The sequence below is a fragment of the Bradyrhizobium sp. WBOS07 genome (assembly GCF_024585165.1).
Lineage (GTDB): Bacteria > Pseudomonadota > Alphaproteobacteria > Rhizobiales > Xanthobacteraceae > Bradyrhizobium > Bradyrhizobium japonicum_B.
In genome coordinates this window covers 4,627,713-4,648,878 of sequence record NZ_CP029008.1, presented here as the reverse complement: position 1 = coordinate 4,648,878, position 21,166 = coordinate 4,627,713, and the positions used below count along the sequence as shown (strand labels likewise).

25 protein-coding genes are annotated in these 21,166 nt (G+C 65.3%); 6 read left to right on the top strand and 19 right to left on the bottom strand.

Annotated elements, in window-relative coordinates; genetic code table 11:
• Position 1: 1 nt before the first annotated feature.
• The 6 genes from DCM79_RS22170 to DCM79_RS22145 all read right to left on the bottom strand — a co-directional run bounded on the left by DCM79_RS22170 (position 2) and on the right by DCM79_RS22145 (position 3,874).
• The gene (locus DCM79_RS22170) at positions 2-871 is read right to left on the bottom strand and encodes a metal ABC transporter permease (RefSeq protein WP_257176340.1); all 870 of its coding nucleotides are present in this window, start codon (positions 869-871) and stop codon (positions 2-4) included.
• A gap of 6 nt (positions 872-877) precedes the next feature.
• Positions 878-1,633, bottom strand: coding sequence for a metal ABC transporter ATP-binding protein (locus tag DCM79_RS22165; protein WP_257176339.1), 756 nt, complete (start codon positions 1,631-1,633; stop codon positions 878-880).
• Positions 1,634-1,635: 2 nt separating this feature from the next.
• Positions 1,636-1,878, bottom strand: a complete 243-nt coding sequence (locus tag DCM79_RS22160; RefSeq protein ID WP_257176338.1) for a hypothetical protein — start codon at positions 1,876-1,878, stop codon at positions 1,636-1,638.
• Between the two features lie 94 nt (positions 1,879-1,972).
• On the bottom strand, positions 1,973-2,473 hold the full coding sequence (locus tag DCM79_RS22155; protein ID WP_257176337.1) for a hypothetical protein: 501 nt from the start codon (positions 2,471-2,473) through the stop codon (positions 1,973-1,975).
• A complete protein-coding gene (locus DCM79_RS22150; protein ID WP_257176336.1) occupies positions 2,470-3,081 on the bottom strand; it encodes a permease in 612 nt (203 codons plus the stop codon). The genes DCM79_RS22155 and DCM79_RS22150 overlap by 4 nt, the downstream gene beginning before the upstream one ends.
• A 196-nt stretch (positions 3,082-3,277) precedes the next feature.
• Complete coding sequence (locus DCM79_RS22145) at positions 3,278-3,874, bottom strand: superoxide dismutase (RefSeq protein ID WP_028134201.1); 597 nt, start codon at positions 3,872-3,874, stop codon at positions 3,278-3,280.
• A 189-nt stretch (positions 3,875-4,063) separates the two neighbouring features.
• Here DCM79_RS22145 and DCM79_RS22140 point away from each other — a divergent pair, with 189 nt between their 5' ends.
• Entirely contained in the window at positions 4,064-4,579 is a 516-nt protein-coding gene (locus DCM79_RS22140) for a hypothetical protein (RefSeq protein ID WP_257176335.1), read from the top strand.
• 21 nt (positions 4,580-4,600) lie between these two features.
• Here DCM79_RS22140 and DCM79_RS22135 read toward each other — a convergent pair whose 3' ends face one another.
• Positions 4,601-6,331 (bottom strand): caspase family protein, encoded by a 1,731-nt coding sequence (locus tag DCM79_RS22135; RefSeq protein ID WP_257176334.1) that lies wholly within the window; start codon positions 6,329-6,331, stop codon positions 4,601-4,603.
• 108 nt (positions 6,332-6,439) lie between these two features.
• On the opposite strand from DCM79_RS22135, the gene DCM79_RS22130 reads away from it, so the two are divergent.
• The gene (locus DCM79_RS22130; protein ID WP_257176333.1) at positions 6,440-6,967 is read left to right on the top strand and encodes a GNAT family N-acetyltransferase; all 528 of its coding nucleotides are present in this window, start codon (positions 6,440-6,442) and stop codon (positions 6,965-6,967) included.
• 82 nt (positions 6,968-7,049) lie between these two features.
• The gene (locus DCM79_RS22125) at positions 7,050-8,435 is read left to right on the top strand and encodes an MATE family efflux transporter (protein WP_257176332.1); all 1,386 of its coding nucleotides are present in this window, start codon (positions 7,050-7,052) and stop codon (positions 8,433-8,435) included.
• A gap of 85 nt (positions 8,436-8,520) precedes the next feature.
• On the opposite strand, the gene DCM79_RS22120 is transcribed toward DCM79_RS22125, so the two are convergent.
• Entirely contained in the window at positions 8,521-9,666 is a 1,146-nt protein-coding gene (locus DCM79_RS22120; protein WP_257176331.1) for a DUF3095 domain-containing protein, read from the bottom strand.
• Between the two features lie 211 nt (positions 9,667-9,877).
• Between DCM79_RS22120 and DCM79_RS22115 the strand changes: the two genes are divergently transcribed.
• Entirely contained in the window at positions 9,878-10,276 is a 399-nt protein-coding gene (locus DCM79_RS22115; protein ID WP_257176330.1) for a hypothetical protein, read from the top strand.
• A 36-nt stretch (positions 10,277-10,312) separates the two neighbouring features.
• On the opposite strand, the gene DCM79_RS22110 is transcribed toward DCM79_RS22115, so the two are convergent.
• The 11 genes from DCM79_RS22110 to DCM79_RS22060 all read right to left on the bottom strand — a co-directional run bounded on the left by DCM79_RS22110 (position 10,313) and on the right by DCM79_RS22060 (position 20,120).
• Positions 10,313-10,516 (bottom strand): hypothetical protein, encoded by a 204-nt coding sequence (locus DCM79_RS22110; protein WP_257176329.1) that lies wholly within the window; start codon positions 10,514-10,516, stop codon positions 10,313-10,315.
• 126 nt (positions 10,517-10,642) lie between these two features.
• The gene (locus tag DCM79_RS22105) at positions 10,643-11,365 is read right to left on the bottom strand and encodes an SDR family NAD(P)-dependent oxidoreductase (RefSeq protein ID WP_257176328.1); all 723 of its coding nucleotides are present in this window, start codon (positions 11,363-11,365) and stop codon (positions 10,643-10,645) included.
• Positions 11,358-12,740 (bottom strand): class I adenylate-forming enzyme family protein, encoded by a 1,383-nt coding sequence (locus DCM79_RS22100; RefSeq protein WP_257176327.1) that lies wholly within the window; start codon positions 12,738-12,740, stop codon positions 11,358-11,360. The genes DCM79_RS22105 and DCM79_RS22100 overlap by 8 nt, the downstream gene beginning before the upstream one ends.
• Positions 12,727-12,972 (bottom strand): acyl carrier protein, encoded by a 246-nt coding sequence (locus DCM79_RS22095; protein WP_028134192.1) that lies wholly within the window; start codon positions 12,970-12,972, stop codon positions 12,727-12,729. Before DCM79_RS22095 ends, DCM79_RS22100 begins: the two co-directional genes overlap by 14 nt.
• A 140-nt stretch (positions 12,973-13,112) precedes the next feature.
• Positions 13,113-14,927 (bottom strand): long-chain-acyl-CoA synthetase, encoded by a 1,815-nt coding sequence (locus DCM79_RS22090; RefSeq protein WP_257176326.1) that lies wholly within the window; start codon positions 14,925-14,927, stop codon positions 13,113-13,115.
• Between the two features lie 182 nt (positions 14,928-15,109).
• On the bottom strand, positions 15,110-15,349 hold the full coding sequence (locus tag DCM79_RS22085) for a DUF3551 domain-containing protein (protein WP_257180817.1): 240 nt from the start codon (positions 15,347-15,349) through the stop codon (positions 15,110-15,112).
• Between the two features lie 55 nt (positions 15,350-15,404).
• Complete coding sequence (locus DCM79_RS22080; RefSeq protein ID WP_257176325.1) at positions 15,405-15,680, bottom strand: DUF3551 domain-containing protein; 276 nt, start codon at positions 15,678-15,680, stop codon at positions 15,405-15,407.
• Between the two features lie 173 nt (positions 15,681-15,853).
• On the bottom strand, positions 15,854-17,731 hold the full coding sequence (htpG, locus tag DCM79_RS22075; RefSeq protein ID WP_257176324.1) for a molecular chaperone HtpG: 1,878 nt from the start codon (positions 17,729-17,731) through the stop codon (positions 15,854-15,856).
• 123 nt (positions 17,732-17,854) lie between these two features.
• Positions 17,855-18,277 carry a hypothetical protein gene (locus DCM79_RS22070; protein ID WP_257176323.1) on the bottom strand — a complete coding sequence of 141 codons (423 nt, stop codon included), beginning with the start codon at positions 18,275-18,277 and terminating at the stop codon, positions 17,855-17,857.
• 270 nt (positions 18,278-18,547) lie between these two features.
• Positions 18,548-19,177: a nuclear transport factor 2 family protein gene (locus DCM79_RS22065; protein ID WP_257176322.1), complete on the bottom strand. Its 630-nt coding sequence runs from the start codon at positions 19,175-19,177 to the stop codon at positions 18,548-18,550.
• 136 nt (positions 19,178-19,313) lie between these two features.
• Entirely contained in the window at positions 19,314-20,120 is an 807-nt protein-coding gene (locus DCM79_RS22060; protein WP_257176321.1) for a response regulator, read from the bottom strand.
• Positions 20,121-20,327: 207 nt separating this feature from the next.
• On the opposite strand from DCM79_RS22060, the gene DCM79_RS22055 reads away from it, so the two are divergent.
• Positions 20,328-20,561, top strand: coding sequence for a NepR family anti-sigma factor (locus DCM79_RS22055; protein ID WP_028134180.1), 234 nt, complete (start codon positions 20,328-20,330; stop codon positions 20,559-20,561).
• The gene (locus DCM79_RS22050; RefSeq protein ID WP_018316216.1) at positions 20,561-21,109 is read left to right on the top strand and encodes a sigma-70 family RNA polymerase sigma factor; all 549 of its coding nucleotides are present in this window, start codon (positions 20,561-20,563) and stop codon (positions 21,107-21,109) included. The genes DCM79_RS22055 and DCM79_RS22050 overlap by 1 nt, the downstream gene beginning before the upstream one ends.
• Positions 21,110-21,166: the final 57 nt, after the last annotated feature.

The following is a 21,166-nucleotide window of genomic DNA, read 5'->3' as shown; positions in this document are numbered from 1 at the left end:
GTCATGCTTCCAGATGCCGGCCGGGAAACAATTGCCGGACCACGCCGCCGACGCGGCCGAACAGAACCGAGATCACGTAGATCACCGTCGCCACCAGAATGATCGCGGGGCCTGAGGGCACCCGGGTCTGGAACGACAGCACGAGGCCGGCATAGCCGGAAGCCGTGGCAGCGACGACGGCGATGCAGATCATCGCGGTGAGATCGCGCGACCAGAACCGCGCGATGCCGGCCGGCAGAATCATCAGGCCGACCGCAAGCAGCGTGCCGAGCGCCTGGAAACCATTGACGAGATTGATCACGACCAGGGCGAGGAAGGCGAGATGCGCAGGTCCCCCGGCGCGACTGACCGTGCGCAGGAACAAGGGATCGACGCTCTCGATCACCAGCGGACGATAGATTACGGCGAGCACGAGCAGCGTCACGGTGGCATTGAAGGCCACCACCAGCAATGTCTGGTCGTCCATCGCGAGGATGTTGCCGAACAGCACGTGCAGCAGGTCGATATTGGTGCCCTTGATCGAGACGATGGTGACGCCGAGCGCCAGCGAGGCCAGATAGAAGGTGGCGAGCGAGGCGTCCTCCTTCAGCCCGGTCGAACGCGCGACCAAGCCGGCGAGGATCGCGACCGCAAAACCTGCGATCAGGCCGCCGGCGGTCATCGCGAACAGATTGAGACCGGAGAGCAGGAAGCCGATTGCGGCGCCCGGCAGGATCGCATGAGCCATGGCGTCGCCGACGAGGCTCATCCGCCGCAGCATCAGGAACACGCCGATCGGCGCGCCGGCCAGCGCCAGCGCGATCACGGCAGCGAGCGCGCGCCGCATGAACTCGAATTCGGTGAACGGGCCGATCAGCGCGTCATAGAGCATCGGATATCAGGCCGCCCGCGAGCCGATATCATCGGCAGCGCAGGCCGCGGCACTGTCGTCGAAGGCCTCGCACATCCGCATCGCGACCAGCAGGTTTTCCGGCGTCAGCACCTCGGCCGTCGGTCCCCACGCCACCGGGCCACGCGCCAGCACCAGCGTCTCGCTGAAATGGTTGCGCACCATCTCCATGTCGTGCAGCGCGGCGAGCACGGTGCGGCCCTCATGGTGCCATTGCTTGACCAGCGCGAGCAGGTCGGCCGTGGTCTTGGCATCGATGGCGTTGAAAGGCTCGTCCAGCACGATCAGGCTGGCGTCCTGGAGCAGCACGCGCGCGAACAGCACGCGCTGCATCTGGCCGCCGGAGAGCGTGCCGATCGGGCGATTCTCGAAGCCGTTGAGGCCCACGGACGCGATGGCGCGCAGAATCTTTCCGCGCGCGGCCTTGCCGATGCCGCCGAACAGGCCGGCATCGCGCCACAACCCGGTGCCGACGAAGTCGAACACCGAGATCGGGAAGCTGCGGTCGATCTCCGCGCTCTGTGGCAGATAGGCGATGTCCCTGGCGTCGAGCCCGCCGAGATGGATGCTGCCGTCGAGCGGCTTGAGGATGCCGACAATGCCGCGCAGCAGCGTCGACTTGCCCGCGCCATTCGGACCGATCACGGCGACCAGCGCACCCCGCCCGACCTCGCCGCTCAGATGGTGGACGGCGGGATGCCGGTCATAGCCGAGCGTGACGTTGTGAAAGTGCAGCGCGGCCATCGTCATCTCATCGCCAGCAGGACCACGCCCCAGAGCACGACACAGACGGCGAGCGCCGCCGCAAGGCGCGCGGCCATGGTCATCCGCAGGATCGACCAGGGCGCCGCCTGGGCAGGATGCGGCGAGGCGGCATCGTGGGTGTGGGTGTGGTCGTGCCCATGCCCGTGCTCGTGCCCCTGCCCGTGCGCATGGGAGTGCCCGTGGGCATGGTCGGGATGATGGGCGCGGGAGGCGGCGGGAACCATCTAAGCATGTTATATTATAACATTACTCCTGTCCATGACCCGGCCGTCGTACCGGGGCGATGCAAAGCCTCGAACCCGGAATGACAGTGCTAGCTCAGGGCTTGCCGATCACCATCGCGATGGCAGCGGCCACGAAGGGGAACGGCACCGAGACGGCGCAGCGGAACCAGACGAAGCGGGCGGGCATGAACGGAATTTCCCACAAGATCACCCGCTGGAAGGCAAACAGCGCCCAGGCCACGACATAAGCCACCACCTGCGGCATCCCGCCGCCCGACTTCAGCGCCACGGAGCCGATGGAGAAGCCGACCACGGGGCCGCCCGGCGTCGCCGCGCCGGCGACCACGGCGGTCGCAACGCCGAGCCAGCCGCTGTCCGGCCCGAGCCAGCCGGTGATCACCTCCTGCGGGATGATCGCAGCGATGTAGCCGGAGCCGATCACCCCGAGCGCGATCCGCGGCACGATGTTGATGAAGTCCATCGAGCCTTCGCGCAGCGAGGCCTTGAACACCGCGGGGCCGCGGCGAAAGGCGATCAGCCCGACGCCGAGCACCGAACCCCACAGCAGGATGTCGATCAGGAGCGCGGCGCTCATGCCGCGTCCTCGTCGCTGGCGCGCTTCGGATAGAGCCGGACATAGACGAAGCGTCCGAGCGCACCGGCGAGCACCGGCAAAGGCAGCGAGATCACGATCCGCCACAATGTGAAGTCGGTGCCCATGATCGGGATTTCCCAGGCCACCGCCCGGCCGTAGCCGATCAAGGTCCAGCTCACGACCATGGCGATGGTGGCGCCGAAATCGGCTCCGACCGCGAGCAACGCGCTCGCCACGGGATAGGCGGTAAACGGCCCGCCCGGCAGGATCGCGCCGAAGGCGGTGCCGATCAGAAGGCCCATCAGGCCGGATTTCGGCCCCAGCGAGCGCGAGACTTTTTCATGCGGCAGGATCTCGGAGATGAAGGCCCCGAGCAGGCAGCCGGCGAGCACGCGCGGCAGGATGCCTGAGAACAGCGAGAGATCGTGGGTCAGGATGTCGAGAACGCCGTCGGTGCCGTCACGCCGCCAGACCAGCGCTGCGCTGACCGCGACCAGAACGGCGATGATGATGGTCGACCAGCCGATCGGCTTGCGCACCCGCCCGGGCCGCGGCTCGGACTCCGCATCCTCGGCCGGCGCTGGGGTTTTCGGGGAAGGTTCTGACAACGGGCTTGTTGGCTCGAGGGCGATGCCCGTCCTGATTAAGGGCGGTGCCCGGGCGATGCAAACGGTACGATGACAGACCCATGCGCGTACCGCGCAGGGCAATTCCGCACAGCAAAAAGGCGGCCGCATAAGCGACCGCCTTGTTTTCTGTCATTCCGGGGCGGCGAAGCCGAACCCGGAATGACGAGGTGAAAGCTCACGCCTTCTCGAACAGGGACTCCACGTATTCCCAGTTCACGAGGTTCTCGACGAACGCCTTGAGATAATCGGGGCGGCGGTTGCGATAGTCGATGTAGTAGGAATGCTCCCAGACGTCGCAGCCGAGGATCGGGGTGGCGCCGTGCACCAGCGGATTCTCGCCGTTCGGGGTCTTGGAGATCTCGAGCTTGCCGTTCTTGACCTGGAGCCAGCACCAGCCGGAGCCGAACTGGCCGACGCCGGCCGCCTGGAAGTCTGTCTTGAACTTCTCGAAGCCGCCGAGATCCTCGTTGATCTTCTTCTCGAGCTTGCCCGGCAGCTTGGTGCCGCCGCCATTGGGCTTCATCCAGCTCCAGAAGTGGATGTGGTTGTAGTGCTGGCCGGCGTTGTTGAACACCGCGGGGTTCTTGCCGAACGAGCCCTTGACGATCTCCTCAAGGGACTTGCCTTCCCATTCGGTCCCCTTGAGCGCGTTGTTGCCGTTGGTGACGTAGGCCTGATGATGCTTGTCGTGGTGGAATTCCAGCGTCTCCTTCGACATGTACTGGCCGAGGGCGTCATAGGCGTAAGGGAGTGGGGGCAGCGTAAAGGTCATGGCTTCTTGTCCGCAACTGGGTGGAGAACGGGTTCTAACGGTCACCCCTTATAGAAGGTTCCGTGGCCGTTAAATACCGCCAATTTGCGAAAGCGCGTGATGCCGCAGCTTGGCCGGATTGCATAAAATCGACGCATCGAATTAAATCAGGCGGTTCGTTCCGAAAATATCTTTGCCAATGAAACATTTATGGGGCCGGAAATGATGAAGACAGTTTCTTCTGCACTCGCTGCCGTCGCGATGTTGCTCGTCTTGACGCCGACCGACGGCAGGGCCGCCGGCACCGTCCTCCGGGCCAAATTCAGCTTTGAGGGTCTGGCGACTTGCCAAAATCCACCGATCCAAAACTTCCCGATCCGCGGCGAAGGGAGCGGCACCCTTTCGACCGACCGCAGCGCCCAGCTCGACATGACCAGCAATATCGAAGGGCGGGTCGTCTACAACGCGAAGCTGGGCGCAAAGCCAACGGAAGCGCCCGAGGGGACGGCCGCACTGCGCGTTGCCGGCCGGCACACCTTGCGCGCCATCCGTGAGTATCCCAACAATTACATCATCATCAACTTGAAGGTCGTCGGCAGCCGCTGCACCATGACGATCGATCAGAGGCTGAAACCGGGCAAGCGGCAGTACACTTTCTACAATGGCTCCGGCCTGTCCTACTGCGCCAAGCCGACCATCACGCGAACCGCGTGCGAAGGTTATTGAGCGCGGCGTCGGGCAGCGGGACTATTCGCAGAACGACGTCCCCTGATAGACGAAGCACTTGCCGCGGGATGCGGAGGAAGGTGAGCGCCGCTCGCGCGTCGCTTCGGGACGTTTGACGCAACTGCCGCCCGCGCTCAGGACGTAGCCCGCCTCGCAGGTGATTTTGACGCAGACCTCTCCGCTGGCGCGGAAGCCCCGGTCGCATTCGAGCGGGCAGACCCGGCCGGCCTTGGCCTGCACCGCATCCAGCGCATCCAGACTCGCAAGTCTGGTGTCGAGCTTCGTACCGGCCTTCTGGTTGAATAGCGAGAGGGCCCGGCGGGCCTGGTCGTTCCACTCATTGCCGACTTCGCCGGTCTTGCAGCCGACCCGCTTGAGCTCGGCCTGGAGCAGGCGAGGAAGATCGGAGGGAATCGCGCGACTCGCCTGCGGTTCCGGTGTAGGCGTGACCATCGCGATCCGGCCGGTGGGCTGGGCCGATCCAGGCGTGGGTGTATCCGGCTGCTGCGGCGCCTCGTTCGTGGCGGCGAGCTTGGCGGCGCTCGCCTTCTTCGCCTCTGCTTCGGCCTCCCGTTGCAACTCGGCGGCTTTTTTAATCTCCGCAGCTTTGGCCTGTTCGGCCAGCCGGTTCTGCTCGGCGGCCAGCTTGGCCTCCTCTACCTGCTTCTTCTTCTCGGCCGCTATCCGGGCTTGCTCGGTTGCCTTCACCTCGGCTTCGGCCTTCGCCTGATCCGCCGCTTTGGCACCCTCGACCGCGAGCCGTGCACGCTCATCCGCGGCTTGGCGCGCCTTCTCGGCGGCAGCCGCGCGCTCGGTCTCCGCCGTGAGCTTGTTGCGCTGCGCCTTCGCGAGATTGGCGTAAAAGCCGGACGGATGCGCGGCGATAAAGGAATCCCACCCCTCGACCGTCCCGACACGTTCGGCCAGCTCATAATCGGCGCGGACATCCGTATCCGCCGGGCGGGCGGGCAGTGCCGGGACCGCAGGCGCCGGAACCAGAGAGACGTCATTGCCGCCGAGCGAATTGGTCGTATAGGGCTCCTGCTGGCTTGCCGTGGCGCTCATCACGTCATCGCGGACGAAACCGAAGGCCTTGCGGATGTCGAGGCCGGGGATGGTCAGATGCTTGACCAGCGCCGTGGTGAACGGGCTGTTGCGGCCGTCACCGTCCGACGCCGTTGCTCCCTCCTTGGCGGCAAAGGCAATGAACGTATTGGGCCTGTTGGCTTCTACGCCTATCAGCCCTCGCCCGAGCGAGCGCGACGCAATCGTGCGCTTCATCTTCTTCGCAAAGGGATTGTCGCGGCAGGCATCCAGAATGACAAGGCGCAGCTTCGCGGCCGGCTCGACCGCAAGCAGGATGCGATTGAGCGACACCGCCTCGTCATCGACGTCGGAATCGCGCTCCAGCACCGCGTCCACCGGGACCGCGTAATTGGTGCCGTCGACCTCGAGGCCATGGCCGGCGAAATAGATGACGGCAATGTCGGCCCCGCGCGCCTTCTCGGTGAAGTCGCGCAGCGCCCGGCGCATCTCCATGTATTTGAGGTCGCGACGCGAATCGATGACGTCAAAGGAAGCCTTGCGGAACATCTCGGCCATGGCGGCCGCGTCGTTCGCGGGATTGGTCAGCGCGGTGACGTTCTGATAGCCAGAATTGCCGAAAACCAATGCCACGCGTTTCTCGGCGCGCGCGCTTTCGCCCGCCAAGCAAAACGCGAGTGCCATAGCGATCAGCCCCAGCCGGCGCATCTCGGTTTCCAGTTTTGTCGCGATACCATACCATTTAGTGCTATCTGAGCAAATTGGCGCCCTCCGTCTGTGAGGCCGATCACCGAACTGCGATGCAAAACGGACTCCATGAGCATTGAGATCGACATTCTGAACGGCGACGCCTCGTGGCCGATTGCGGAGCCATTGCATCAGGCGGTTTGGGGACCACATACGATCGCGGACAAGCCCTGGGCTCAGGTCAAATGGGCCAATGCCGATCTGCGCGTCCTGATCGAGACCCCCGAGGACGGCCTGGTCTGCCATGTCGGCATCTACTTCCGCACCGTCACCTGGAATGGGCAGAAGGTCCATATCGGCGGCATCGGCGGGGTCTGCACCCGCGAGGACCGGCGCGGCCGCGGCTATGCGACCGTGGCGATCGACGCGGCGGTCCACACCATGCGCGCCAACGAGGCCGTTCGCTTCGCGCTGCTGTTCTGCGAGCCCCACAATGTCTCGTTCTACGAGACCCGGAGCTGGCTGCCCCTCAAGGGTGAGGTCTATTGCGAACAGCCGGAGGGGCGGATCCGCTTCACCCACATGGCGCCCTACGTCTTCAACATCGTCCGCGCCCCGACGCTGGGCACCATCGACCTATGCGGCCTGCCGTGGTGAGCCCTGCGTGAGCGAGGGCTGGGCCGCCTGCTCCCGGCCCTATAATATGTCGATCATCATTTAAAATGTCCGCCCGGTGAACATGACGATCGACGCCCCCGTAGACGCCGTCCCGCCGCGGGGACCGGTCGCCTCCTCCATTACGAGCCTGCTGACGGCGCCGATCCTGCCGACGCTGCTCCGCCTCGCGGTCCCCAACATGATCGCGATGGTCGGCAGCACGCTGGTCGCGATCGCCGAGACCTCGTATATCGGCCGGCTGGGCACCATCCCGCTCGCCGCGATCGCGCTGGTGTTTCCGTTCGCGATGCTGACGCAGATGATGAGCGCGGGCGCGATGGGCGGCGGGGTATCGTCCGCGATCAGCCGCGCCCTCGGCGCCGGCGATCGTGACCGCGCCGCGACGCTGGCGCTGCATGCGGCCATCATCGGCCTCTGCGGCGGGCTGTTCTTCACGGTGATGATGCTCGGCTTCGGCCGCTGGTTCTTCACCCTGCTCGGCGGCCGCGACCGCGTCCTGGAGGAAGCCAGCGGCTATTCGCAGGTGCTGTTCTCCGGCGCGGTCGCGATCTGGCTCGTCAACACGCTGGCCTCGGTGATCCGCGGCACCGGCGACATGCGCCTGCCCTCGATGACGCTGATCGGCGCGAGCGTGCTCCAGGTCGTGCTCGGGGGCACGCTGGGTCTCGGCCTGTTCGGCGTGACGCAATTCGGCATGCCGGGTGTCGCCAGCGGCCAGTTGATCGCGTTCAGCTGCGCGGCGGTCTTCCTGCTCTGGTATCTGTGGTCCGGGCACAGCCGGCTGCAGCTCGACTTCCGCGCCTTCCGTTTCGAGCGCGCGATGTTCCTGGACATTCTCAAGGTCGGCGCGGTGGCCTGCCTGTCGCCGCTCCAGACCGTGCTCACGATCCTGATCTTCACCAAGATCCTGGCGACCTTCGGCACCGAGGTGCTGGCCGGTTACGGCATCGGCTCGCGGTTGGAATTCCTGCTGATCCCGATCACCTTCGCCTTCGGCATCGCCTCGGTGCCGATGGTCGGGCTGGCGATAGGCGCCGGACATTTGAAGCGGGCGCGGCATGTCGCCTGGACCGCGGCGGCGGCCTCCGGACTCACGGTCGGCCTGATCGGGCTCGTCGTCGCGCTCGATCCCGCGCTCTGGGTCGCGCTCTTTACGCAAGACCCCGGCGTCACTGCCGCGGCGCACAGCTATTTCCACTGGGCCGGTCCGGCCTTCGTGTTCTTCGGCATAGGCGTGTCGCTCTACTTCTCGTCACAAGGCGCGGCCCGCGTCGGCGGACCGGTGCTCGCCTCCACCGCACGACTTCTGATCGTCGCGATCGGCGGCATCGGCCTCATGATTGCGCAGGCGCCGGCCTGGACCTTGTTCGCGCTGGTCGGCGGGGCCATGGTCGTGTTCGGCCTGTCGACGGCGGCCTCGGTCGCGTTTGTGCGCTGGGGCAAATGAGCGCAGCAAAAGCGCAGGAATGTGATTGCAGCCGCTCGGCGCGGCGTCACTACGGGCCGCAGCGGGTCCGGGACACGGGAATCGGCTACGCCGTCATCGCCTTCAGCGCCGTCGCTGCCGAGGCATAGCCGCCCCGGGCGCCGTCGATGAAGTGGACGTGATCGCTCCGCAGCGCCGAGGGCGCGAAGCAGGTCATCATGGCGGCGTCCTGCTGATGCAGGCCGTAGCGCACGATGCCCTCGCGCGCTGCGGCCGCAAGGCGATCGCTCAGCGCGCGCTCGAGCTGCGGGGTGCAGTCGAGAATCATGCGCAGGCCGTCGTCATACTTCCTGAAGTCCGAGTTCTCGACGACCTGCCGCTTGTAGAGGCCGGGCACGAAGCCGCCGACCTTGATGTCGAAGCGCATGATCAGATAGGCGAAGAGCGTATAGGCCAGCACGCTGGCTCGGCGGGCCAGCAGCGGGCCGCCGCGCCTGGTGCGGGCTTCGTAGTCCACCCCCTGCGGCGGCCATTTCAGCGGCGGTCCCTGCGGCGGCACCGGACGGGCGCCGTCCGGGCTGCGCTCGACGAGATGGATGACGTCCTCGATCACCTTGCGGAAGGCATGCGGATCGGCGCCGCGCGCCGGCATCACCAGCACCGACAGGATCAGCCCGCGCGAGGCCGGCATCATCTCGAAGCGGCAGGACAGTCCGGACAGGTCGGGCTGCGTGCCCGGCGGGGCCTCGGCGACCGCAAACTCGCCACGCTTCATCGCCGCGTCGGCAAAGGCGAGGCCGCCGCCGGAGAACATCGCATAGGACAGGTTCGCCGACGGACCGAAGCGCGCGACACGCACGTCGAGGCCCTGCGCGCGGATGGCGCTTACCGGCACCAGCGCGACCCGCATCCTCAGGTCGAGGTCCTCCCGCACCCAGGTGGCGGTCGCGGCGAGCGCCTCGCGCGCCGCATCGAGATCGCCGGGCGCAACCGCAAAGCTCGCGCCGTCGCCGCCGAACACGAAGGGGAATTCGCGTCCCTCCAAGGCGTTCGTCACCGCCGCGATCACCGCCGCACCGGCCATGTTGACCGCCTTGTAGCGCCGCGCCGCGATCGCCTTGGTGGAATCGACGATATCGGCAACGCCGATGCTCCAATCGTCCGGAAGCGGCGCATAGAGCGCAGGGTCCATCAGGCTGGTGAAGCCGCGGAAGACCGGAATGCCGCCATAGAAGGATTCGCCTGGGGTCATCGGGGATGCCGGATGGTTGGAATGCGCAACAAATACGTGACAGGATCGATCCGGGTTCGCAGGCGGGCGACCCGTTTCGATCATTGGCTGAAATGGGCCGGAACAACAAGACGCCGGCCCGCTGGGCAATGCTGCGGGGGTCATTGATCGGCATCAAACGACCCGCCGGGGAGTGCGGCTATCCTCGTTCAGCTCCACGGCCTTGCATGGGATGATCGAGGTGTCCGACTTCGGCAATAGGGACTCCACCTCTCCGGTCCGCCGACGCACCGGCGTCGACCCGATCAGCGCGGTCAAGATGCCCGAGAGATTGACGGAAGCCGTCGATGCCTGGGCTGAAGCGCACCGCCTGACCCGCTCGGATGCCATCTGCAAGCTGATCGAGCTGGGCCTGAAGATCGCGCCGCCGGTGCTCCCACCGGAGCACCCGATCACGTCAGAGGCGATCAGGATCGAGGAAATCGCAGTCCACGAGATCGAAACGCTGCTCGATCCCGCGTTGCCGGAGGACGAGCGCGAGCGCCGCATCCGCCGCCTCACCGAAGGGCCGCCCGAATTCTCACACGAACGAATTGACCTGCCGAAGATCGCGCCGAAGCACGGGACGTGACGGCTAGAGCATGATCCGGATGTGCGCAGCGGTCTTCTAGTGCAGCTTCTCGTCCTGACGCTTGCGCGAGGTGTCGAGCGACGCGTCATGGCAGCCGACCAGACGAACGAATTGCTGCGGGTACATCTCATAGCCGTGATCGCCGGAATTCTGATGCGCCATCGGTGGACAATGGACAACGTCCGGCTGGGCTTGCTGCGTCCGACCCCGGATTGAAGCGGCCGTGTTTGGCATGGCCATGGACTGCTCCTCGTCGATTAGGGCAGATCGATTGACGTAACCCAACCGATTACGGGGCATATTACGACCAATTCGGGCTGAATGTCATTGCGCCCGATCAACGCAATCATGCCGGCCGAGTTCCGCTCATGCCGTGTTGCCCGCATCGACGGTGAACACGGTGCCGGTGACGTTGCGGCCGCCGTCCCCCAGCAGATATTCCACCATGCGCGCGACGTCGTCTGTCTCCGGCAGCCGGCGCAGCGCGCTGCGTCCGGCGATGCGCTTGCGCCCCTCGTCGGAGAGGTTGTGGGTGAGCTCGGTATCGATGAAGCCCGGCGCGATCGCATTCACGGTGATGCCGACCTTGCCGACCTCGCGCGCCAGCGAGCGGGTGAAGCCGGTGGCAGCCGCCTTGGTCGCACCGTAGACGGACAGGCCGTTATAGCCGGTCGTCGCGATGATCGAGGAGATGTTGATGATGCGGCCGGCGCCGTCCGCCATCATCTGCCGCGCCACATACTTGGTGAGGATGATCGGCGACAGCACGTTGAGCTGCACCAGCGCTTCGATCTCGGAATTGTGCATGGTGGCGAGCAGGCCTTCGGTACCGAGGCCGGCATTGTTGACGAGGCCGTAGACCGGGCCGAACTCGTCGCGCACGAGCTTTGCGAAGGCCGGGATCGCGTCGATCACGGCAAGGTCGCAGGCGCGGAAATGCAGGCGTCCCTCGGATTTTGCGATTGCGCCCTCGAGCTCCTCGCTCTGGCGCCGTGCTACTGCGATCACGTTGTAGCCGGCACCGACCAGGCGACTGCCGATCGCCAGACCAATGCCGCGGCTGCCGCCGGTGACGAGAACGTTATGCATCGGTGCGCGCCAATTTGCCGGCCGGGGTGACGTCGAGCGCCTCGACGAAGCGGATCACCGCCGGCACCTTGTGCGAGGCGAGTTGCGCACGGCACTGAGCCAGGATCTGGTCGCGGATCTCTTTCGCGCGCGCCTGATCGGCGCCGTCGGCCAGGACCACGTCGGCGACGACGATGCCGCCGGTGATTGGGCTCTTGCGCGATTTCGCCCGCGACATCCGCACGTCGGGATGACGGTTGATCACCGCCTCGATCTCCTCGGGGTGGACTTTCAACCCGCCGATATTGATGATGCCGCCGCGACGGCCGACGAAATAATAGCGATCGCCGCGCAGCTCGACGATGTCGCCGCTGTCGACAAAGCCGTCGTCATCGGTGAGCGCCGCGGCGCTGCGACCGACATAGGCGTGCGCGGTGCGCGTCGAACGAATCCGCAGCGAACCGTCGACCACCTTCATCTCGACGCCGTTGCGATTGCCGAGATAGTCGGCCGGAAAGCCTTCCAGCCCGTCATTCACGGCGAAGCCGACGCCGGCCTCGGTCGAGGCATAGGCGTGACCGACCGAAGAATTGGGGAATGCCGCCTTCAACCCGTCCAGCACCGCCTGGTCGGCGATTTCGCCGGAGAGGCGGACGTAAGCCGGGGCGAATTTCGTGGCCGAACCGCTCATCAGGAGCTTGCGCCAGTGCGACGGCGTGCCGGAGATGTGCGAGACGCCACGCCCCTTCAGCCGCGCGACGTGATCGCCGAGCGCTTCATGCGGGTCCGACAGCACCATCGAGCCGCCGGACAGGACGGCGCGAAGGAAGATCTGCAGGCCGCCATAGCGGCGGATGTCGTAGAACGTCGCCCATACCGGCGCAGGTCCGCGCGCGGGACCCTCGGCGACGATGGCGCCGGTGAGCGCTTCCAGCGTGTGACTGACGATTTTCGGCACGCCTGAGGTGCCCGAGGTCAGCATCAGCCATTCCGTGGCGCGCGCGGTCTTGGCCGGCGCGGCCGCTTGAAGCGGCAATTGCGCGATCACGACGAGCGACACGCCGGAATCGGCCCAACGACCGGCGTCGTCGGTGACGACGGCATCGATCCCGGCATCCTCGATCAGTGCATCGAGATGCGCCGGGTTGAGATCGGGCGGGCACAGCAACATGCGGCTCGCGATGCCGTCGAGCTCGATCATGGCAAGGCCCGACCGGAGCTGGTCGGGCAGCTTGAGCAGCACGGAGCGGCCCGACAATTCGCGCAGGCGGCCGCCCAGGACCGTCTGCGACAGGATATCGGTCAACGACACGACATCATGCGCGTCGGAGATCGTGCGGCCTTTCAACTCCGCGCTGAGATAGTCGCGGAGCGCAAAGATCTCACGCGGGGACATTTTCGTAGGCCCGCACGAAATCGCCCACGGTGGCGGGGAATGCTGCGTCCTCGGAAATGGTGAAGGGGTCGACGCCGGTGTCGTCCTCGAGACGCGCCACCAGGATGGCGAAGGCGAGCGAGTCGAAGCCCGTCTCGTGCAGCGACAGATCGTCCGACAGCTCCGGAAGCGTGACGTTCTGCTCCTTGGCGATCTGCCGGATCGCCTCGATGACCTTTGACCTTACCGACATGGCTGGCTCGCTTTGTTATCGTTGGTGTTGCGGCGGCTCGTGCTGGCCGCCTCCCCATGGCCGCCTGTTTACCCGAGAGAAGTAAATGTCTTCTTGGACAATTCAGATAAAATTGGACCTATCTGCCGATTTTGGCGGAGTCACAGCCTGATCGAGCCGCCCAGGATTGCCGCATAAGCCTCGGCATCCAGCGGGACATAAGCTCCGGATTTCGAGTCCGCCATGAACAACGGATCGGGGATCGCGGCGGGATCGAAGCCTTCCCGCAACAGATCGCCCTTCTTCTGCTTGAACGTCTCGGTCGCATCGATCTCGCGGGAGATGCGGATGAAGACCGGACGGGCATAGGCCGGCAGGCGCTGCGACAGATGTGCGGGCAGCGCCGCAATGTCAAAGCCTTCGTTGACCACGATCGCGCTCATGCCGGCGCGGCCATCGGCGCCGGGGATGCTGACGCCGTAGGTGGTGGCATCGACCACGCCGGTGAAATCGCGCATCACCTCGTTCACTTCGGAGGTCGCGACGTTCTCGCCCTTCCAGCGGAACGTGTCGCCGATCCGATCGACGAAATGGAAGAACCCCTTGTCGTCGATCCGCATCAGATCGCCGGTGCGAAACCAGGCATCGCCTTTGGCAAACACATCGCGCAGGATCTTCCTCTCGGTTTCGCCGGCGTCGGTGTAGCCCTCGAAGCGACCCCCGCCCTCGTCGGCGGTGCCGATGCGGCCGATGGCTTCGCCGGCCTCGCCGCGGGCGCAGGCGATGCAGAAGCCCTTTTCATCGCGCAGCGGCGCGCCGTTGTCCGGATCGAGCCTGACGAGATTGGCAGGGAAGCGATGCGCCAGCAGCGGCGGGATGCGGCCGATCGCGCCCGGCTGCCCCTCGACGTTGAACAGCGAGAAATTGCCTTCCGTCGCCGCGTAGAATTCGAGGATACGGGGAATGGCGAAACGCGCCTGAAAGTCCTCCCAGATGTCGCCGCGCAGGCCGTTGCCGCAAACGAGGCGGAGACGATGGCGGTTCTCGTATTCCGAGGGCGGAGCCCTGAGCAGGTAACGGCAGAGCTCGCCGATATATTGAAACAACGTGCAGTCGTGCCGGACGATGTCCGACCAGAAATGCGACGCCGAGAATTTCTCGGCGATCACCACCGAGCCGCCGGCGGCGAGCATGCTGCACGGCGCGACGATGCCGCCGACCGAGTGGAACAGCGGCAGGCAATCATAGAGCCGGTCTTGCGGGCTCGCGCCGGTGAGGCCGGCGAACCAGAAACCCCAATTGAGAATGCGGCGATGGCTGATGCTCGCGGCCTTCGGCAGGCCTGTCGTGCCCGAGGTGTAGATCAGCAGCGCGCGGTCGTCGATGGTGACCTCGCCGTGCTCCTCCGGCGACAGCGGCGCGTCGTCCAGCGCCGCAAGCGCGACGTCGATGGCGCGTTCGCCGCGGGCGTCCCCATGCGTCCACACCTTGGCCTGACTTTTCAGATGCGGCGCGGCTCCCTCCAGCATCTCCTTTAGCTCATGCGCCACGATGATGTGGGAGGGTTTGGCGACGTCGATGCAATGCGCGAGCGAGGGGCCGACCAGCTTGGTGTTGAGAAGCGCGACCACGCCACCGACCCGGCTGATACCGAGCCACGCTGCGAGATAGTCGATGCCGTTCGGCATGATCAAGGCGACGACATCGCCCTTGGCCACTCCGACCGAGCGCGTCCAGCGCGCGTAACGGTTGATGCGTTTCGACAGGCCGGCATAATCGAGACTTGCATCGTCCGTGAGCAGCGCAACGCGGTCGGGCTGGCGCTGTGCCCAATCGTCGATGACGTCGGCGAAAAGGCGCCCCGGCAGCGTCTCGATCCGCGCGGTGAGCTCGATCGCCTTCAGCCAGATCCTGGAAGCCGACGGTGCGCGCGCGACTTTCGGCTGCTCGATGACGCCGGTGGTCATATTGTTCACTCTTTCGGGCGGTCTGCGGTTTCCGGCAGTCTAGCCCGTGCGCCCTGACCCAGGCGTTAAAAGACAAGGTAAACCCGGTTAGGAGGCGATTAACGCTAGCCATCCTTTACCAGGCCGACGCTTTCGGCGGCATGCCGTCAGCGCAGGCCGATGGCCGGTGCAAGATGGCGGGCTAATCGCCGCTAGCCGCTGCGCTTGTGACGCGGGCGCTGCGGAGGTGCTTTGGGCTGATAGTACGGATTGAGATCGCAGGTCGCAGCGCGGCCCGAGGCCGTGGCGCGGCACTGCGGCATCGATGTGAAAGAGCAATCATACCAGTTCAGGCCGCCGCGACCGGCATAGACGTGCATGCAGACAGGATAGCGCGGATCGTAGGTCTGCGCCTGCGAGGGGGTGGCCGCGAGCAACGCCGCGATGGCCATGATCGGGTACGACCAGAGAAGCAAGAAGGGCTCTCCTGCACGGCACACCGACGATCTATTGCGGCCTCTTGTGGCGCCGGCGCGGCGGCGGCGGCTCGTTGTAGGCATAATAGGGATTGGGGTCGCAGGTCGCGGCAAGGCCCGACGCCGTGGCGCGGCACTGCTCCATCGAGGTAAACGAGCAGTCGAAATAGTCACCGCCTCCGCCACCGGGGCCGCCGACGTAGCGGTGCATGCAGAAGGGATAGGCCGGATCGTATCTCTGCGCGCTGGCATCCGCTGCGCCCAGCAACGTGAAGATCGCGGTGAGAATGAGGAATGGCAGGCGCATGGGGCTATCCTCGATTTCGTGGCGTCGCTTCATATGACACAACATCTCGTCGTCCGCGACTGTTCCGCGGGCCTGATGACGTCAAGGTGAGTGGACCGCGCAACGCCAAAAGCGATGCGCACTGGAGAGGTGGTGGCGGTCAAGCCCAGCCGGAACGATGCTGCCAGGCAGCGCTAGCCGCCCAGCCCCTGCAACACCAGCCGGTTCAGCCTTGTCGCAAACGCCGCCGGGTCTTCCGGCAATTCGCCGTCCAGGATCTGCGCCTGCTCGAGCAGGAGCAGGCTGAGATCGTCGACGGTTTTCGAGCCGGCTTGCGCCTTGGTGATCGCCGTCACCAGCGGATGACGCAGATTGATCTCGAGGATCGGCTTGGTGCGCAGGCCCCGGTTCTGCTGCGACAGGATGCGCTCGAGCTCGCGGCTCGGGCCCTGGCTGTCGGCAACGAGGCAGGAGGCCGAGCTGGTGAGGCGCGTCGAGGCCTTGACGTCGCTGACGCGCTCGCCGAGCGCGGCCTTGATCACGGCGACGGTGGCGGCCTCATCCGCGGCCGGCTCCTCCTTCTTCGCCTCGTCCGCCTCATCGACGCGCGGGATCAGGTCGAGATTGAGATCGCCCTGGCTCAGCGACTTCAGCGGCTTGCCCTCGAACTCCGACGGCATCGAGGTCCAGAAGGCGTCGACGGGATCGGACAGCAGCAGCACCTCGATGCCGCGCGCGGTTGCCGCCTCAAGCCGCGGATTGGACTTCAGCCGCTCGATGCTGTCGCCGACGAGATAATAGATCTCGGTCTGGTTGGGCTTGAAATCGGCGATGACCTGCTTCAGCGAACGTTTCTCGCCCGACGTCGTGGTGAAGCGCGACAGGGCCAGCAGCTTTTCGCGCCGCTCGAAATCCTCGTAGATGCCTTCCTTGAGGACCGCACCGAACCCGTCCCAGATCTTGGCAAAATTGTCCGGATCCTTGTCGGCGAGGCTTTCGAGCTCCGACACGACCCGGGTCGCCACCGCCTTGCGGATCTGCGCCAGCTGCGGATTGTTCTGCAGCATCTCGCGGGAGATGTTGAGCGGGAGATCCTCGCTGTCGACGACGCCGCGAATGAAACGCAAATAGCCCGGCAACAGATCGGCATCATCGGTGATGAAGACCCGGCGGACGTAAAGCTTCACGCGGCCCTTGCGGTTCGGCTCGAACAGGTCGAACGGCTTGGCCGAGGGCGCAAACAGCAGCACGGCGTAGGAATAGCGCCCCTCGGCACGATAATGCAGCGTCATCGCGGGATCGTCGAAGGCGGATGCGATCTGCTGATAGGCCTTCTTGTAGTCCTCCGGCGTCAGCTCGGACTTCGAGCGCTGCCACAGCGCGCTCGCCGAGTTGATCTGGCGCGGCTCGCCTTCTTCCGGCACGAGCTCGATCGGGAACAGGATGTTGTCGGAATAGGCATGAACGATGCGCTCGATCTCGAAGGCCTCGAGATATTTCCTGGCATCGTCCTTCAGGTGCAGGACGATCTCGGTGCCCCGCGTCACGCGCGCCGCCTCCTCGTCGCTGGCGCGGGAGATCTCGAAGCCCGAGCCGCCGGAGGACGTCCAGGTCCAGACATCGCTCTCGCCGGCGCGGCGGCTGATCACGACGATCTTCTCGGCGACCATGAAGGCGGAATAGAAGCCGACACCGAACTGGCCGATCAGGCCGAGACCGTCCTTGGCCTCCTTCAGCTTGGACACGAACGCCTTGGTGCCGGAGCGGGCGATGGTGCCGAGATGATCGATCAGCTCCTGCCGCTCCATGCCGATGCCGTTGTCGGCGATCACGAGCGTATTCGCCTGCTTGTTCGGGGCGATGCGGATCTTGAGCGCGTCGCCCTCGCCCAGCAACGCCGGACTGGCTATCGCCTCGTAGCGGAGCTTGTCGCAGGCGTCGGAGGCGTTGGAGACGAGCTCGCGCAGGAAGATGTCGGTCTCGGAATAGACGGAGTGCACCATGAGGTGCAGCAGCTCGGAAACCTCGGCCTGGAAGGGCTGCGTATGCACAGCCGTGTCTGACGTCGTCATGCGTTTACCCGGTCAAAACGAAAAGGAAGAAACCCGGGATATAACGCGAGGCGAGGGGGGATCAAGTGGACGTGAAAAATCGCCCTCCCGGCGGGAGGACGATCTGTCTGGTCGCGCAGCGGATCAGGTCACGCAACGACCGGGCTGGAGCAGCTTTGCGACCTCGGTCAGCGAGCTGACCATCGGCTCACAGGCGATCGTCGGCTTGGTGCGCACCTTCTTCTGGTTCTGGAGCAGTGCCGGCGGCTTGGCGTTACCGGTCTCGATCGCGGCAGGCACCCGCAGCAGCACCGACGTGGCGGCGAGGTCGTTCAGCCGCATCGAGACGGTGCGGGTGGGAACCGCGGCCGGCTTGAGCTCGGCAATACGGTCGGCCTTGCCGGCGCGATTGACGTTGTGAGCTGGGGCGTGGCTCAGGCTGTGGCTGGGCAGATCGGCGACCGCCTGCCAGCGGTCGGCCAGATCGTGGCCGGAGGCCAATTGCACCGCGCCGAGCGTCGCGGCCATCGCGATTGCGCCTAAAAAAACCTTATGAATCTGTGACATGGCTGTCGGTCCCTCGCCCCATGGCGATCGCGGGAACAACGCGAGCGGAGGACCGGGGGTTCTTGGCAGCTGCGATCACTTAACCGTGTCCGGCAAATGCAGCGGCGCGCGGAAATTATTTCGCAAGGCTTGGAACGTCTTGCATGGACAGGAGTCGTCTCAGCAGCCGGCTATTCCCCCCTGCCCCATAAGCCGGCGACGTAGGGCGCGACTGTGGTGATGCCAGTCGCGCCTTACTTTTGTCTGCAGCTCACTTGCTTTGTCTGCAGCTCACTTTGGCTGGACTTGTGCGGCCTTCCCCGCCAGCCAGTCCCGCCCCTCGCCATAGAGCTTCTCGACCTCGGGCCCGGTCAGGCCCGGCATGTCGCGCTTGACCTTGTAGCCGATCAGCTCCTGCATGTAGGCGAGATGGCGATAGCCTTCGGGCAGCGCGGCCAGCGCTTCCTGGTCGAGGCGGAGCGTCGCGGCAGGATCGACCGGATCGATGCGGTCCTTCTCGTAGATCGGCTGGCGCCGGACGATGCCCCATCTTCCAATTCCTGATGGGTCTTGCCGCTTCTCCAGGAAATCGTAGAAGCGTCCGGTGCAGACGACGTCGCAGAGCACGTCGTGCACCAGGGCGCGCTGCGAGATCGTCATCTTGGTCTGGGCGATCGCCCGCGCGCCGGAAAGATCGATGCTGGTGCCGCCGAGGAAATGCAGGATGCGAACGCCTCTGGCGAACCCCTCCCGGCTGACGCGCATGAACTCCCGCGCCGGTCCCTGAAACCAGGTGGCGGACATCCAGCCCTCCTCATGCCAGACCGTGGCAAAACGCTCCCAATCGCCGGCATCGCGCCACACCGCCCAGTTCTCGACGAGGTCGCGAATGGCGAGGCGATCGAGCAGTTGCTGGTCCATGGGCACATCTCCGACGAGGATCATGCATCAGCTATGAGCGGCGTCACCGATGCGCGTCAAGAGCGGGCGACCGGCACGAAAAACCGACGTGCCTTGCGACACGCCGGTTCAGATCGTTTCGCGAAGGTCGCCTGCCTTACGCCGCAGGCGCCTTCGGCGTGCGGTTGCGCGAGTTGCGCTGGAAGAACAGGGCCTGGCTCGCCACCGCCGACACCATCGCGGGCTGGAACGGTTTCGAGATCAGGAACGCCGGCTCGGGCCGCTCACCGGTGAGGAAGCGCTCCGGATAGGCGGTGATGAACACCACCGGCACCTCGAAGGTGCGCAGCAATTCGTTGACGGCATCGAGGCCCGAGGAGCCGTCGGCAAGCTGGATGTCGGCGAGGATGAGGCCGGGCCGCTTGTTCTTGGCCAGCGCCACCGCATCGGCATGGGTGCGCGCGACGCCGACAACGTTGTGGCCGAGATTCTTCACCAGGCTCTCGAGGTCCATGGCGATGAAGGTCTCGTCCTCGATGATGAGCACGTCGGTCGCGATCTCGGCCGCCATCTCGCGTCCGGCGGTGTCCGCCAGCCGCCGCGTCTCGGCGACGTCGGTGCCGAGGATGAAGGCGACCTCCTCCTCCGAGAATCCCTCCAGGGAGAGCAGCAGGAAGGCCTGCCGCGGCAGCGGCGTGATGTTCGACAGCCGTCGCTCAGGCGGCATCGGCAGGGTCGCCACCTCCGAATCATCGTTGACGGAGACCGAATTCCAGATCTGGGTGAATAGCCGAAACAGCCCGACGCGGGGGCCATGGCTCTCGTCGAGCACGCTGGGATCTCCGAGCATGGCTTCCAACATGGCTGCGACATAGGCGTCGCCGGATGCCTGGCTGCCCGTCAGGGCGCGCGCGTACCGGCGCAACAAGGGCAAGTGTTCGGCAACGAGCTGTGAACGGGACATCCCCACTCCATTCATCTTCGGGCCAACCTGGCAACGCGGGGGGCCCGGGTTCCCCTGCTGGCTGTCTACGCCTCAGCCTAAGAAAAGTTCCGCTTGAGGCGGAACTTTTTCTCGAACCTGGAATTGTGCCTATCCAGGGAACGGCTCCCGGTTGAGAAAACTTCTCGATTTTACAGTAACTTAACTCGGGGAAACGTGGAACAGGTCATGAAAGATCTCAAGTCTCAAGCAACCAGAAGCACGACCCCCGGCAAGGGAGGGCTCACTCCGGAGATTCAATCCCGGATCGGGCATCAGCTGCGTGCCATGTACGACGACGTGGTGCGGCAGGGGGTTCCGGATCGGTTCGCAGAACTGATCAAGAAGCTTGATGCCCAGGGAGCCACACCCCAAGTGGAAAATGACGGGGGATCTAACGACAACACCAATGGGAGGGATTAATGCCTCTCACGGACTCCCTGCGTAACGACATCCTGGCGGCCGTACCCAGCCTGCGCGCCTTTGCCATCTCGCTCAGCGGCAATGCCGACCGCGCCGACGACCTGGTGCAGGAGACGCTGCTCCGCGCGCTCGCCAACATCGACTCGTTCCAGCCCGGCTCCAACCTGCCGGCGTGGCTGTTCACGATCCTGCGCAACCTGTTCCGCTCGGACTATCGCAAGCGGCGGCGCGAGGTCGAGGATGCCGAGGGCAATTACGCCAAGACGCTGAAGACACAGCCGTCGCAGAACGCGCATCTCGAGTTCGAGGAATTCCGCACGGCGCTGGACAAGCTTCCACAGGACCAGCGTGAAGCTTTGATCCTGGTCGGCGCCTCCGGCTTCTCCTACGAGGATGCGGCTTCGATCTGCGGCTGTGCCGTCGGCACGATCAAGAGCCGCGTTAACCGGGCCCGCTCGAAGCTCGCCGCGCTGCTCTACGTCGACGGCGCCGAGGATTTCGGGCCGGATGAGACCGTGCGGGCCGTGATCGGCGGCAGCGGCGGCTGACGGCCGGCGTCAATCGAACCGGACAAGATGAAGGCGGCCGCTTCTGCGGCCGCCTTT